This is a genomic window from Rhizobium sp. Root1212 (assembly GCF_001424985.1).
In the GTDB taxonomy this organism is placed as follows: Bacteria; Pseudomonadota; Alphaproteobacteria; order Rhizobiales; family Rhizobiaceae; genus Pararhizobium.
In genome coordinates this window covers 1-12,204 of sequence record NZ_LMDA01000018.1, presented here as the reverse complement: position 1 = coordinate 12,204, position 12,204 = coordinate 1, and the positions used below count along the sequence as shown (strand labels likewise).

Sequence of the window (12,204 nt, the reverse complement as noted above, 5' to 3'; positions counted from 1 at the left end):
CGTGATCGCTGCCGTCAGCGACGTCTTGCCATGGTCAACGTGGCCAATCGTGCCGATGTTGACGTGCGGCTTATTGCGCTCAAACTTGCTCTTTGCCATGGGCTAGGTTTCCTGTGATCTATGACAATGGTGCACCCGGCAGAGCCGGTTTGGGGAGGCGTTTAAGGGTTTCGGAAGAATTGCGCAAGACTTAATTGCGTTGCGCGCTACCGGAGGCCGTTAGAGCCTTGATCTCGCATATGGGGTGTCGTCTCCGACTTTTCCAGCCGCAGCGCTTCCTGAATGAAAACAACAGGCAAGCCGATACCGCCTTCGTCAGAGCGGATTGACCTGGAACGCGCCCATGGCCTCGCCGTCGCGCTTGTAGGCTTCGGCCGTATCCAGCGCCTCGCGGATCGTCACGTCCATGTCGAGATAACGGTAGGTCCCGAGGCGCCCGACAAAGGTAACACCCTTTTCCACCCTCGCCTTCTCGACATATTTGCCGAGCAGCGATTTCTCGTCGGCAAGCCGGATCGGATAATAAGGAATGTCATTCTCGCCGCAGGCGCGCGAATATTCGCGGTAGCAGACGGACTTCTCGTGCTTCTCCCAGGGGGAGAAATGCTTGTGCTCGGTGATGCGCGTATAGGGCACCTCGACATCGCCATAGTTCATGACCGCGCAGCCCTGATAGTCGCCGTCGTAGCGGAACATCTCGAAATCGAGCGTGCGATAGCCGAGGCGGCCCAGTTCGTAATCGAAATAGCCATCGAGTGGCCCGGAATAGAATACGTGGTCGAAAGCCCCGGCCTCATCGCGGCGGAAGCGACGGCCAAGCTCAACCTTGATGCGCTCGTGCTGAAGGATCTTCTCGACCATCGGCGTATAGCCGTTTTCCGGCATACCCTGGAAGCGGTGGAAGAAGTAGTTGTCATCGTAGTTGAAGCGCACCGGCAGGCGCTTCAGGATGCTCGCCGGCAGGTCGTTGGGGTCGCAGCCCCACTGCTTGATCGTGTAGCCCTTGAAGAAGGCCTCGTAGAGCCTCTGGCCGACGAATCGCAGCGCCTGCTCTTCGAAGGTCTTCGGCTCCTTGATCGAGGTGTCCGATAGCGTCTCGATAAAGGCCTTGGCCTCGTCAGGGCGAAACGCCTTGCCAAACACCTGGTTGATCGTGTGCAGGTTGATCGGCAGTGAATAGACGCTGCCGCCCGACGTCGTCTTGACGCGGTTGACATAGGGCATGAACCGCTCGAAGCGGTTCACATAGGTCCAGACATCCTCGTCGTCCGTGTGGAAGATATGCGGGCCATAGGTATGGACCATGACGCCGGATTCGCCGTCGCGCTCGGTGTAGCAATTGCCGGCAATATGCCGGCGCTCGTCGACGATGGTGATGTCGTGCCCGGCCTCCGCCAGCGAGCGACCGATAACCGCGCCGGAAAGTCCGGCGCCGACAAGAAGAATTCGCTTGGACATCGAGAGCCTTCGAGAGCGTGTTCGTTCCAGCCTAGGTATGCCGGCCAATGCCTATCGGCAAGTCTAAATTAACCATGCTGATTTCTTGCAATCACGGTGACGCACAGCAAAAGGCGGAAAAAGGACACAATATTAGCATAGCCTTCCATACCTCAACTGAGGGATGAAAATTACCTTGATTTCCAATATAATTTTAGAGGATCATGCTGGAGCCAAGGGAGGAACTGGCATGCAACTGCTGAAACTCACCGTTTATGCCAATGGAGCCGTCCTCCTGCTGTCGCCCTCGCAGCAAGGTTCGGATGCGAAGCAGGATGTCGATCCGCTCGCCCTTCCCTCGAAAACCAAGATGGTGGTGCAGTGGTCGCGCGAAAAGTCGATCCAGAGGCCGAGGGGACCCAATCGGCCGCGACCTTTTACGCGATCCTTTTACGACGACGAAATCGTTGCCTCACCGGTCTTGCGATAAAGAAAGCGAAGCGAAACGACGCAGATTGTAAAGAGATTGAAAAAGTGGAGCGGGTAGCGGGAATCGAACCCGCGTATTCAGCTTGGAAGGCTTCCAGAACCTTCAATCATTTCTATGTGGTCGTGTCACTCTGTTTCTTTCTCGTTCATCTCGGAACGGAAAATAGAGACACGTTTTGTTCACGGCGATTGACTCCCTCTCCCCCCATCCCATAATCACCCCATCCAACAGCGCATGCGGGCGCTATATCCAAAACACACAGGGACGGATACTGCGACGTGACGCGATGAGGATGCGCTATGCGCAAGTGGAAAACGATTGAAGAATTGGCGTCGATGATTGCCGCCCGAGGTCACGCACGGAAAACGGTAACGCTCACCTCAGAGACGGCAATCTTCGTGGGGAGCCATCTCCGTACCGCAGCCACGAAGCCGACCCGCAACGAGGTTGCAAAGATCATTTGCCGCAATTCATGCTCAGAAATGTGCGTCTTGTGCGTCGGCTTGGCCAACAAGATATGCAATGCATATGGGAATAACATCGAGGGATGACGAATGAGCGACGTGAGCGGCGCTAAGTCGAATCAGGATGTGCACGTGGCAGAAAAGTGCGGTCACCCTGGATGCGATGCTTGGGGCATTTTCGGGAAAGAGCGCGGCCGAGGGATAACCGAGTGGCGATGCTGGGAGCATCTGGCGGCCGACTATTGGGAGGGGAGAGAAAAACCCCCGGCGCGCTAAGCCTTCGCACTAGGACCAATCATTCGATGAAGGGGGCGGGTTGGCCATCGAATACGCGACTTCACACGGCGAAAAAACGCAGAACAACCAAGTGTCCCACGACGGCCCCGAGAATAAGGCCGAAGATCGCAATAGGAATTTGCTCCCGGCGCAAACGGAATAACGATAGTTTGTTGCTTTGCATTCTATGTTTCTCCTGCATGAGATGCGGGTGACTAGTCCACGATTGGCATCTCAGCGGCGTCAACGATGATGCCGTCCGCCCGCATCGCAGCGCCGCCGGCAGGCTCGTCAAGTGGCGTCCCAACGGGGTACTCGAAAGGCAAGCCAAGGAATGCCTCGACGCGCTGGCCGTGACGATCAATAACTGTCTCGCCGTAACCAAACATCCCTACACCGGGAAAGAGGAGGTCGAACTGTGCGTTCGTCCAGTTGCGGTACGCTGTCGCTTGCGCTTCTTTGCCTACCGGAAAGACGACCTGTTTGTTTGCCATCGGGCTATCTCCTTGCGTTGAGCCAGGCCTCAAGAGCGGATCGCTCTTGGGCGGTTAGGGGTGATGTGATGAGTGCCGCCGCGATGCCGCCCTGGAATTGTTGCGCAGTCGTAAAGAGGCCGCCGATAGCAACTCGCGTAATCGTCGTGGCGGGGATGACGGCGAATTGGGCTTCGGAGGAGCTATCTACGGAAACAAAGGCAGTGTTGGCGGTAAACCGTCCCCTGATAACGTGCCGGCCGGTAAGGTCTACCGTGTTGTCAAGAACACTGAAGACACCTGAGCCCGAGCCTGCAGCACATTGACCCCGGCTAACGTTTCCGGCCCCTTGAGCACGACGCAATCTGCGGTCTCCATTCGCCCCGTCTCCGTAGTAGAAGGCTGTGCGCTGTGTAGCGTCTGTTCCCGGTGCGGTGTTATCAACCAACACATACATTTCGCAGGGTTGCGTTCCGTCGGGAAAGTATCCAGCGCCTATAGTGGTATACAGCCCGTCATCGATACCATCGAAATAGACGGCGGGACGGCCCTTAAAGCCGGATGCAGAATAAGTTGGTCGGGATGGCACACCTACTTGTGCAACTGCGGTTCCCTTCTTCAATCCAACCCATTGACTTACAAGACCGCCACTTTGCGTGATCGTGTCCGCTCGGTCGGCGTCCCAATATTCGAAGAGCTTCGCCCCGAGGGCCGCGATTGGGCTGTAGCCGCCCTTCGAAAGGGCGGCACTCCACAGGCTGAGATTAATTCCGATCATGGGGCGAATCCTCCGCGGATCAGAAAGCCAACGATGCCAGCGACAATGCCGCTGATGATCATCCAGTTGATGCGGGACAGAGAGGTCTTGATATCCCGCACGGAGCTTTCGAGACCTGAAAAGCGGTTGTCGATACGAATTTCCATCGCGATCCACCTTTCGTCGTGACGTGCGCTTTCCACGTCCTTCTGACGTTGCCATGTCTCGATGGCGGTGAGGCGCTGGGACACGTCAGGTAATTTGTGTTCAAGGGCAACCACGCGAGATCGCAGGTCGGCGGCGGAATCCATTTGTGTTTCCTCGGTCAATTTAGTCCCCGTGATGCCTTTCGATGCGATGCTATTTCCAGCAACCCCGGCGCTCGCCCGCGCGGTCGTTACCAATGACGCGTTCGTATCCCGCCCGGTCAGACTGGATGAGCGCTACAGTTCCTGCCGGTGACAGGTCATTCCGAACGAAGCCGGCGCAACTGGTCGCAGGCGTCGATTGGCACCCTGCGAGCGCGAAGAGCGTCAACACACAGGTCAAAGTCAGTTTTCGTGCGGAGAGCCGCATCATCGTTCTTCCTTTCGATTTCGGCCTTGCGGTCGGCTGCAGCCTGCTCCGCGGTCAGACGCGCCCTACCCTCTTCCCGCGCCGCAGGAAGCCAGAAGGACACGTTGATGAGATGGAATAGGGTGAAGGCCAGAACGAAGCCGACAACGCCGCCAGCGGCCAAAGAGAGGCGGGAGATCATAGCGCCTTGCTCCGATTGACTTGCCATCGCCCGCTGAAGAACATGAAAGCGGCAAGCGAAGAGATCCCGAGCAGCGCAAGGCCGAAGATGAGCGCATAGACGTTATTGATTCCCGCAATCAGCGGGACGGCAATACCGGTCACTGCGGGGGTGAGGATCGTCGTCACCGCAGTTGTGCTCTTACCGGCCGGCTTGTCGTCGGGCTTGGCGTCCGAAACTTCAACGTCCCGCGGCGGATGGCTTTCAGTCGCGGCTTCCAGCGCATCGAGGAAGTTGCGATAGTATCCAGCGATCAGTTTGGCCTTATCGGTCCCGTTGACGATGCGGCGCGCATTGATCGGGTCATCCGCCGTGGCGCTGAAATAGTCCAACAGCTTCTTGCCGGTGAACATGCCCTGCAACATGCCGTCGAACAGCGCGCGGATGGCGATCGGCGTGGTGAGAAGCTGGCCGGGTCGGGTGGCTCCGAACTTGCGGTGATTGACCTCCCATGTGACCTGCACGAGGCCTTCGCCCACCCACGGGTAGTATTTCTTCGAACGAAGGTACTCTTCGCCCCCGGCCTCGCGTATCGGCTGCATCTTGCCGCCGGTTTCGTGAAAGGCCGTCGCCAGCATGTAAGCCAACCAGCGCTTGTCTAAAAGCCCCCGCTTGTCCCATTCGGAAAGGATGGCATTCAAGCCGTCGATCTGGGATTGCGTTAGCCGGCCGCCGAACGGCGCACGGCGAACATAGGCAAAGAAAGTGGTCATGTTCATAGGCTACTCCTCCAGGGCGAGCAAAGGCCCGCCGCGGTGCGTCAAGACGTTGTGGTGAAGAAAGAATTTTGGAAGAACTTGAGACTTTGGGGTCGCCGCCGCAACCAACGCCGGCCCGTTAAGCAGTTTGGGAGGCTTGTGACATGAGAAAGATTTTCAGGGATCTGCTTTTGGCGTTCTTCGCTGTGGCGCTTCCAGGATTGGCGGTCGCGATGCCCTGTGATCAAGACAGCCTTGAAATCATAACGACACCTATAATCGAACAGTCACCGCTGAGGCTCGTTCTCGCGAAGAAGTTTTACTCCGAGACCGGCGACAGGAATGTCTTAATTATCGGAGACTCCATCGCCGCTCGCTGGAGTAAAACTCAGGCTCTTGACTTCGCGGGGTTCACCGTCGCGAACATGGGATTGCACGGCGAGCGCATACAGGAGTTAAGATGGAGGCTAAGAACAATTCCACCGAAGGTGAAACCGTCGCGCATTATCCTTATCATTGGCACGAATAATCTTAGCGACAAAGGAACTCCGGGCTGCGCAATCAGCGGAGGCGTGTCGAGCGTCATCGAAGATATTGATCAACAATGGCCGGATGCGCGCCTCTACATCGTACCCATCCTCCCGAGAGGCCAGGCGTTTCGTTTTCGTCAAGAAGACCGGCGCGCCATCAACTTGCACATTAGGGAGACCATCAAAAGTGCAACCGTTGTCGCCATCGACGAGGAAAAGCTAACCTGTAATAGTTCAGGCGACTGCCCCAACTATACTCCCGACAAACTGCATCTGAATGACAGTGGATACGCGATCTTGAGGGAGGCGCTGAGCGCGGCTGGATTTTAAGCTAGCATCACGAGCAATGCGCCTTTTTCAGCCAGATGATTTTCAGGCCGCTTATTCTACTCAATCGGTTGGGTGATAAAGCCTTTGGGTATCAGACAATCTCTCTGATATCAGTCAATGGAGGGTCGTATCTCTTGGCGCGCCCACTAGAGATATTCTCTTCGATGACTAACAAGGCCTCGCACACTAAGTTCATTGATGCGCCATCAGTGGCGGACAGGCCGTAATCCCACCATTTGGACGCAAGAAGGCGTTTTATGGTAGGCTCATCAAATCGGTATTTGATATGTTTAGCCGGGACGCCACCAACGATACTATACGGCTCCACGTCCCTGGTGACGACAGCACCGGCAGCGATAATTGCGCCGTCGCCTATTTTTGCACCGCGTAAGACGGTGACTCCAGCACCTATCCAGACATCATTTCCTATGACTATACGGTCTAGGCGCTTCCCGAGTGACGCACGAATCGAGGCGCGGTCTACCGACAGTTCTCGTTCATTGCGACGGTAATAGTCCTCAGTGAACTCTCCGAAAACACTCCACTTCCCCTGAAATATGGGATGAGCCGACACGTGGAAGGCTGGATGCTCCATTTCTCCGGTCGTAATGTTCCCAGCGATGGAACAGAACCGCCCAACGCTCTCGATATGACGGAACGAGCTACCTTTCCCTCCCATGTACGTGAAGGCGCCAATGCGGCCAATGTCGTAATAACCTTCACGCAACTGAACAGGGGCCTCGATCGCGATCGGATACCGTCTGTCCAGCGAGACCTTGCCATTGATAAAAAGTCCGGCTTTCGATCGTGTCATGACCACTTCCGTCGCTGTGCGAGTATATTCTAGGTTCGCACGGTGCCGTCGCTGCCCCTGTAGAATGCTGGCGTCGATGCTTCACCGAATATTAAATTCGTAGCTACCGATTATCTTAGAAAGCGGCGGGAACGTCATTACCAACTTACGGGCTTTCGCCCGCAGGTTCCTTGGGTTTATTTTGATAAACTCATTCAGAGCATTGATCGCTGATTTTTTGTCGCCACCGCTATAGTGGGCCTCGGCAACCATGCGGAGGTAGTTCGGCCTCGATGGCAGTAAATCATATGCTTTCCGGAAATTGGCCGCGGCTAACGGATAATCTTTTGTGTTTAAGGCCTTCTTCCCAGCAAGTTCTGCGTCTTTTGCCGTCATCGTTTTGACCGGCGCTTTGACCGAAAGGCTTTCCTTCCAGATCACCTGCGAGGGCAGGACAGTGTTCACCAGCCCTGGCTCTACGGCGAGATATCGTTGATGAGCGAGTCCATATATATCCTCGAAGCCGACGCCATATAGCAGAGCTACATCTTTTGCCATGGGCTGGCGAAGATAGGCATCAAATATCAGCGAACTGGCCTCCGGGGAAAGAACGGATTCTTCCGGAGGTATTGGCGATGTCGCGCGGTACTCTCTCGCTAGCGAGAGAGCCCCAGAATGAGCATAGTCCACGAAAGACTTACGCTCCCTGTCATTCTCTGACGGAAGCCCGACCGGCTTAAATCCCGCGTCAGTTCTGCCAATGCGAAGGACAGAGTCCTCGCTGCTGCAGACTAAGCTCTCATAGACAAACCTGTGCGTGCAAATTCCCAATGCAGGATTATCGTCCGCGCCGTATTGAGAAAGGAATCCTTTCAACCCTAGCTGATTTTTCACATTTGCCGAGGTGCCGAAAACGGCGAGGTAGTAGCCCTTCAACTCTTTGTGTAGGATGTTTGAAAGGGCTTCTTGCATCGTTCCCGCATAGCCGATGTCAACCACGGCGTGGCGGCCCTCGCCAACCCCTTTATGGGCAAGATACTGCTCCAAAGTGCGACGCTCGCTGGTTGCTACCTCAATCAGTATCGGGTGCAAATCACTTACCAGGCTAGAGAGCGCCTCACGATCAACATCTTTATCAATAAAATGATCTGGTCCTTCGAATCCGCGCCCATGAAATAAGGCCTGATCGATCTGATTCGGGTCCACACCATAATTCGCTTCCAACCAGCTCCCGAGCGTCCTTTTGTGAATCGGCTTGGAAACAGGTTGGAGTAAATCAAATTTATTTTGCATCAAAGGGACGCGGACCACCCGGCGTGAACAGTAGAGATAATCTGTCTCAATCCCGTATTCGTCACTTGGGAACAGCGCGTCGAAGACGCTTTTCATCACCGCCCCGTCGCGAGACAGAAAGTAGAGACGTTCAATACCGTCTGCCTTAGCCTCGCGATAAAGCCAAAAGCTCATTCCTAGCAGTAAAGGTCCCAGCGCCGAGTATCCGAACTGGAACGGATCGCTTCTGAAAAACGCCTCTTCCGTCAGTTTATCGCGCGTGTCGAAAAAACGATCCGCGATCAGAGCGTCGACGGCGCTTTTTGTGAGCGACGAATGCTTACGCCCCGCAAGCGCAATACTTTTCCCGAATGGGCTTGCTTCGCGAAAGTTGACCATAGATCGCGGGATGTGAATCGTCTCGATTCCTAGCGTGTTCGGCGTCGAAACGTCACCGCGCGGATTGTCTCCGATGTGCACGACTTGTGAAGGCTTCAGTGACAGCTCGTTAAGAATATGGGTGAACAGATCGCCCAATCGCTTTGTTTTCAGCAGTTCGTTTGATAAGTAAAGCGTCGAAAAGCCGCGCACGCCAGCGCGTTCAAGAAGGCTCAAAATCACGTCTCGTGGCAGATACATATCCGATACAAGAACGATTTTCTTTCTTTGGCGCGATGCAAATTCCAGCAGGTCCCGTCCGACAACCCGCACATCCACGCATCGCAACTCCGTTTCGACCTCTAGGGCTTGTATCGCCTCTTTCACTACGTCTGCAATGCCGGTTAGCGTCTGCAGTTCATCGTAAATTTGGCTGAAGGTTATCTCCTCGATGCCGGTCTCTTGCGCTTTTGATAAAGCATTTTGCTCTGCGAGAACTCTCGCGGCCCGGAAATCCGAGACCTGACCGCGTGAAATGGCGTGTGCCGCCCCTTTCATCAGATTGAAAACGTCCCTAGGCGAGTCCACCTTTCGACGGATTAGGGTGTCGAAAATGTCAAACGACACAACATCAGCGCCTTCGATCAGGCGTTTTGCTCTAACGAGATCGACCATCATCAACCCTTCCGCGTCAACAGCGTGGAAACGTTATTATAGAGGCTTTCTAGCCGGTCGATTTGGCGGAACCCCCAATACCAAGACAACATGTCACGCAACTTGTTTCGACCATCGATGAAAGAAATCTCCCTCGCGTCCGGTCTATCGCCGCCGGAAAATACGAACCTCCAAAAACCGGAAAACAGGTAATTATGCAGGATGCTGCTGTAGCCATCCTGATCGTAAACGCGTACGGGCGGCCGATAAAGATAGTAGGACGCCTTGCCGAAATATTTCGCTTCCGTCACCACTGATGATGATATCGACAGTACAGAGTCGATCTCGTCGGACGCTAGAAGCATGTAGGTCGGGTGATTTGTCAGCGACACATTTTTGAACCCTCTGGCGAAAGAAAGCGATTTTTCGTCGCCAGCTTTTACGAAAGGGTGGCGCGAATAATAGAGGTGGTTATGGGTGAGTGCCGCCCGCTCAAATTCCGATTTGTATTGCAGCAGAGTGAGCATACCATTCGCAGACGCAATAGCTTTGTCCTTCAAGGTCTGCCCTATATAGAGCGCACTCTTCGGCTTCAGGTCATTGCGGATACTCGGTTTGCCGCGATACATCTGCACGCGTATCCGGTCGGCATAGACATAGTTCATCTCTTCTGGAAATTCGAATGACGCTATTCTCTCGCGAAGCTCGGGGGAGTTCGAATCAAAGGCAAGCAGCAGGTCATCCAAAAACCGGACAGGATGCAGCCAAACATCAATGTAAATCAGACCGGCCCGACTGATTATTTCGCGTGTCCCCGAGCTCAATTCATAGCCGACGATAAGCGACCTCGGCGGGAATGCCTTCTTTACCACTTCAACGGAGCGATCCGAAATCTTCGTTGATTCGAAAAATACCTGGGTCTCTTCCAGATCAACATCTAAGCCAGACGCAGAAAAGAACGCTCCACGGTCAAAGGAAAAGTCTTCATTCCAGCGACTCGAAGCAATGAGTGTCTCAACCCCGCCACCTACAGATATCGGGCGCTTAAATAGGTCGCGAAGCCAACGCAGATTGCTGTCTTGTTCTTTTTGACTAGTGGCAAGAAAATCAGAAGCGATAAAAACAGACGTAAATTTATTGGTTTCTGCCAAGATTCCATTCCTGTTTTACTGCCTGGCGCGTCTACACCTTGGCTGTTGAACTTCATTAAGACCGCGCTTTGGCGCAGCATTAATGTTGGCTAGACGCCCCCCTATAGCGCATCGATATCAAACGAGGAAAGCCCCCTTAGAAAACAGGCGCGGCAATCCGGAACGAAAGAAGCGGTCTCCTCATATGCCAACCCGACGAGCGTTTGCAGCCGGAAGATTGCTTGATCACTCGCGGCGGCGGAGCGGGACTTCGCTGCATCATACTTCTCACTGGTTATGAGAACACCGACCTTTCGGCTTCTTTAAAAGCCTAAAAACCCCACGCTACAAAATCGCCGGAAAAGTACTATCCCCCTGATATCCCGCATGGCATAAGTGCCTCATCGCCCATCGCAGTAAAGTACTGCGATAACGAAAACATCACCCAGCAATGTGCTTGCGTCACCTCCCGAGGCATCCAAATGACCGAAACCGACCCGAAAAACAGTGAACTGTCCAAATTTCTGAGCCTGATAAACATTTTCACGGCGCCCAAGGCGAGCACCGAAGCCGAGCAAGCGGCTATTAATGCGTCCATCCAAGGCAGTCTAAAATCGGTTATTGACCGAGAAGCTGCCTTGGGTAATGCCGCCCGAGAGTTGGCTGCAACGCTTCACCAGGGCGGCATGTCGATGGAGTACGTTCTGCAGGTTGCAGAATTCCTTTCGATAGGCAGCGACAAAATCCCCGCTCTGAGAGCTTTTCTTGACGCGCTCGACGACACGCTGATAGAGCGAGAGCGGACTATAGCTTTATGACGGCTACCCGGATGGTTCCAGAGCCGTCGTAACGGGCTGCGTTCTCATGTCAAAGTTAGTGTCGCACTTCGGATCACGCCGTCCGACCCCTGATAACGAAACCGGAGCGATGTGTTGCTGTCGGCCTGAATCGTTAACTCTCCGTTCGTTACTGGCGGCTCGCTCGACTGCGGTCTTAATCGAAGACTGCGGATGTAGGCGGCACGCCACAGGTGAGTTGCATCGCCAAGATCCCGAGAAGTCGTTGTGTCTGGAAAGAGGTGTTCGTAGGCGTAGAGCCTGTCGTCTTCGTTTGAGTAGATCAGTTTCGCCGACCCATCCACACCAAGGATGCCGCCCAACATGCCTATGAGCGCTCGAATGCCGGACGTTGTCGGATTGCTGCCAGGGCCGTTGTTCCCGTGCGCGTCAATGAGCAACGTAGGCACTTGCAGGTCGGAGCCCTCTAACAAACCGGTGAGGGCACTGAAATCGGCCGGGGCGTTCGCGACATATCGCGGCCCCCAATGAAGACCAGTTTCATTACGAGCGCCGCGTGCGCTGTCGATGATTGAGAACTGCGTCTTGCCGGCCGGGTTTGCAACGCGAGTGTTTGCCGCTTCATGGGGGCTCGTGATCATCAGCGCCCCACTTTTTCCAGCGGTAGGGGCATTCGCCTCCCAATCCATGATAAAAACGGCACCGGACATTGCATGCGCCTGAAGTGCAACCTGTTCGATCGTCTGCAGCGCCCCGTAGCCTTGAAGTTCCGTGCAGCGCCAGCCCGATATCTCGATTACCGGGCTCGGACTATCGAACGCATTGGTGTTGATTTCCACTGAGAGCTGACCCGGCGCAGCCAGATATTTCCATTGAGAATTGACCCATGTTTCAACCGTCCCTCGCATGTTTTCAGCGGGGGCTCTGGA

At 54.7% G+C, this 12,204-nt stretch carries 14 protein-coding genes; 3 read left to right on the top strand and 11 right to left on the bottom strand.

The genetic code is table 11. The features are described from left to right. Together ASC86_RS25340 and glf are read right to left on the bottom strand one after the other, a co-directional pair. A partial coding sequence (locus ASC86_RS25340; RefSeq protein WP_141681087.1) for a GTP-binding protein occupies positions 1-99 on the bottom strand: 99 nt, incomplete at its 3' end. Positions 100-315: 216 nt separating this feature from the next. Then, on the bottom strand, positions 316-1,458 hold the full coding sequence (glf, locus tag ASC86_RS16095; RefSeq protein WP_056323269.1) for a UDP-galactopyranose mutase: 1,143 nt from the start codon (positions 1,456-1,458) through the stop codon (positions 316-318). A gap of 229 nt (positions 1,459-1,687) precedes the next feature. On the opposite strand from glf, the gene ASC86_RS16090 reads away from it, so the two are divergent. Beyond that, on the top strand, positions 1,688-1,927 hold the full coding sequence (locus tag ASC86_RS16090) for a hypothetical protein (RefSeq protein ID WP_056323265.1): 240 nt from the start codon (positions 1,688-1,690) through the stop codon (positions 1,925-1,927). A gap of 955 nt (positions 1,928-2,882) precedes the next feature. Here ASC86_RS16090 and ASC86_RS16080 read toward each other — a convergent pair. The 5 genes from ASC86_RS16080 to ASC86_RS16060 all read right to left on the bottom strand — a co-directional run bounded on the left by ASC86_RS16080 (position 2,883) and on the right by ASC86_RS16060 (position 5,412). Beyond that, positions 2,883-3,161 carry a hypothetical protein gene (locus ASC86_RS16080; protein ID WP_056323260.1) on the bottom strand — a complete coding sequence of 93 codons (279 nt, stop codon included), beginning with the start codon at positions 3,159-3,161 and terminating at the stop codon, positions 2,883-2,885. Between the two features lie 4 nt (positions 3,162-3,165). Next, a complete protein-coding gene (locus tag ASC86_RS16075; protein ID WP_056323257.1) occupies positions 3,166-3,918 on the bottom strand; it encodes a hypothetical protein in 753 nt (250 codons plus the stop codon). Beyond that, positions 3,915-4,208, bottom strand: coding sequence for a hypothetical protein (locus tag ASC86_RS16070; protein WP_056323254.1), 294 nt, complete (start codon positions 4,206-4,208; stop codon positions 3,915-3,917). Before ASC86_RS16070 ends, ASC86_RS16075 begins: the two co-directional genes overlap by 4 nt. A gap of 155 nt (positions 4,209-4,363) precedes the next feature. Further along, positions 4,364-4,654 (bottom strand): hypothetical protein, encoded by a 291-nt coding sequence (locus ASC86_RS16065; protein WP_056323252.1) that lies wholly within the window; start codon positions 4,652-4,654, stop codon positions 4,364-4,366. Further along, complete coding sequence (locus ASC86_RS16060) at positions 4,651-5,412, bottom strand: hypothetical protein (protein WP_056323249.1); 762 nt, start codon at positions 5,410-5,412, stop codon at positions 4,651-4,653. The genes ASC86_RS16065 and ASC86_RS16060 overlap by 4 nt, the downstream gene beginning before the upstream one ends. Before the next feature lie 143 nt (positions 5,413-5,555). On the opposite strand from ASC86_RS16060, the gene ASC86_RS16055 reads away from it, so the two are divergent. Next, positions 5,556-6,251, top strand: a complete 696-nt coding sequence (locus ASC86_RS16055) for a GDSL-type esterase/lipase family protein (RefSeq protein WP_056323246.1) — start codon at positions 5,556-5,558, stop codon at positions 6,249-6,251. 91 nt (positions 6,252-6,342) lie between these two features. Here the strand turns inward: ASC86_RS16055 and ASC86_RS16050 are convergent, their stop codons facing one another. The 3 genes from ASC86_RS16050 to ASC86_RS16040 form a co-directional block, all read right to left on the bottom strand. Next, positions 6,343-7,065: a CatB-related O-acetyltransferase gene (locus ASC86_RS16050; RefSeq protein WP_082510254.1), complete on the bottom strand. Its 723-nt coding sequence runs from the start codon at positions 7,063-7,065 to the stop codon at positions 6,343-6,345. A gap of 81 nt (positions 7,066-7,146) precedes the next feature. Next, positions 7,147-9,372 (bottom strand): HAD family hydrolase, encoded by a 2,226-nt coding sequence (locus tag ASC86_RS16045; protein ID WP_056323243.1) that lies wholly within the window; start codon positions 9,370-9,372, stop codon positions 7,147-7,149. Next, positions 9,372-10,499, bottom strand: coding sequence for a hypothetical protein (locus tag ASC86_RS16040; protein ID WP_056323241.1), 1,128 nt, complete (start codon positions 10,497-10,499; stop codon positions 9,372-9,374). Before ASC86_RS16040 ends, ASC86_RS16045 begins: the two co-directional genes overlap by 1 nt. Positions 10,500-10,960: 461 nt before the next feature. Here ASC86_RS16040 and ASC86_RS16035 point away from each other — a divergent pair, with 461 nt between their 5' ends. Continuing rightward, complete coding sequence (locus ASC86_RS16035; protein WP_056323239.1) at positions 10,961-11,296, top strand: hypothetical protein; 336 nt, start codon at positions 10,961-10,963, stop codon at positions 11,294-11,296. Between the two features lie 44 nt (positions 11,297-11,340). Here ASC86_RS16035 and ASC86_RS26105 read toward each other — a convergent pair. Further along, positions 11,341-12,204, bottom strand: an 864-nt coding sequence (locus ASC86_RS26105) for a hypothetical protein (protein ID WP_056323237.1), incomplete at its 5' end; no start/stop codon positions are given.

Bases quoted from the DNA above. Each gene is read 5' to 3' on its own strand.
- glf (WP_056323269.1), bottom strand. From the start codon at position 1,458: ATGTCCAAGCGAATTCTTCTTGTCGGCGCCGGACTTTCCGGCGCGGTT.
- ASC86_RS16090 (WP_056323265.1), top strand. From the start codon at position 1,688: ATGCAACTGCTGAAACTCACCGTTTATGCCAATGGAGCCGTCCTCCTG.
- ASC86_RS16080 (WP_056323260.1), bottom strand. From the start codon at position 3,161: ATGGCAAACAAACAGGTCGTCTTTCCGGTAGGCAAAGAAGCGCAAGCG.
- ASC86_RS16075 (WP_056323257.1), bottom strand. From the start codon at position 3,918: ATGATCGGAATTAATCTCAGCCTGTGGAGTGCCGCCCTTTCGAAGGGC.
- ASC86_RS16070 (WP_056323254.1), bottom strand. From the start codon at position 4,208: ATGGATTCCGCCGCCGACCTGCGATCTCGCGTGGTTGCCCTTGAACAC.
- ASC86_RS16065 (WP_056323252.1), bottom strand. From the start codon at position 4,654: ATGATCTCCCGCCTCTCTTTGGCCGCTGGCGGCGTTGTCGGCTTCGTT.
- ASC86_RS16060 (WP_056323249.1), bottom strand. From the start codon at position 5,412: ATGAACATGACCACTTTCTTTGCCTATGTTCGCCGTGCGCCGTTCGGC.
- ASC86_RS16055 (WP_056323246.1), top strand. From the start codon at position 5,556: ATGAGAAAGATTTTCAGGGATCTGCTTTTGGCGTTCTTCGCTGTGGCG.
- ASC86_RS16050 (WP_082510254.1), bottom strand. From the start codon at position 7,065: ATGACACGATCGAAAGCCGGACTTTTTATCAATGGCAAGGTCTCGCTG.
- ASC86_RS16045 (WP_056323243.1), bottom strand. From the start codon at position 9,372: ATGATGGTCGATCTCGTTAGAGCAAAACGCCTGATCGAAGGCGCTGAT.
- ASC86_RS16035 (WP_056323239.1), top strand. From the start codon at position 10,961: ATGACCGAAACCGACCCGAAAAACAGTGAACTGTCCAAATTTCTGAGC.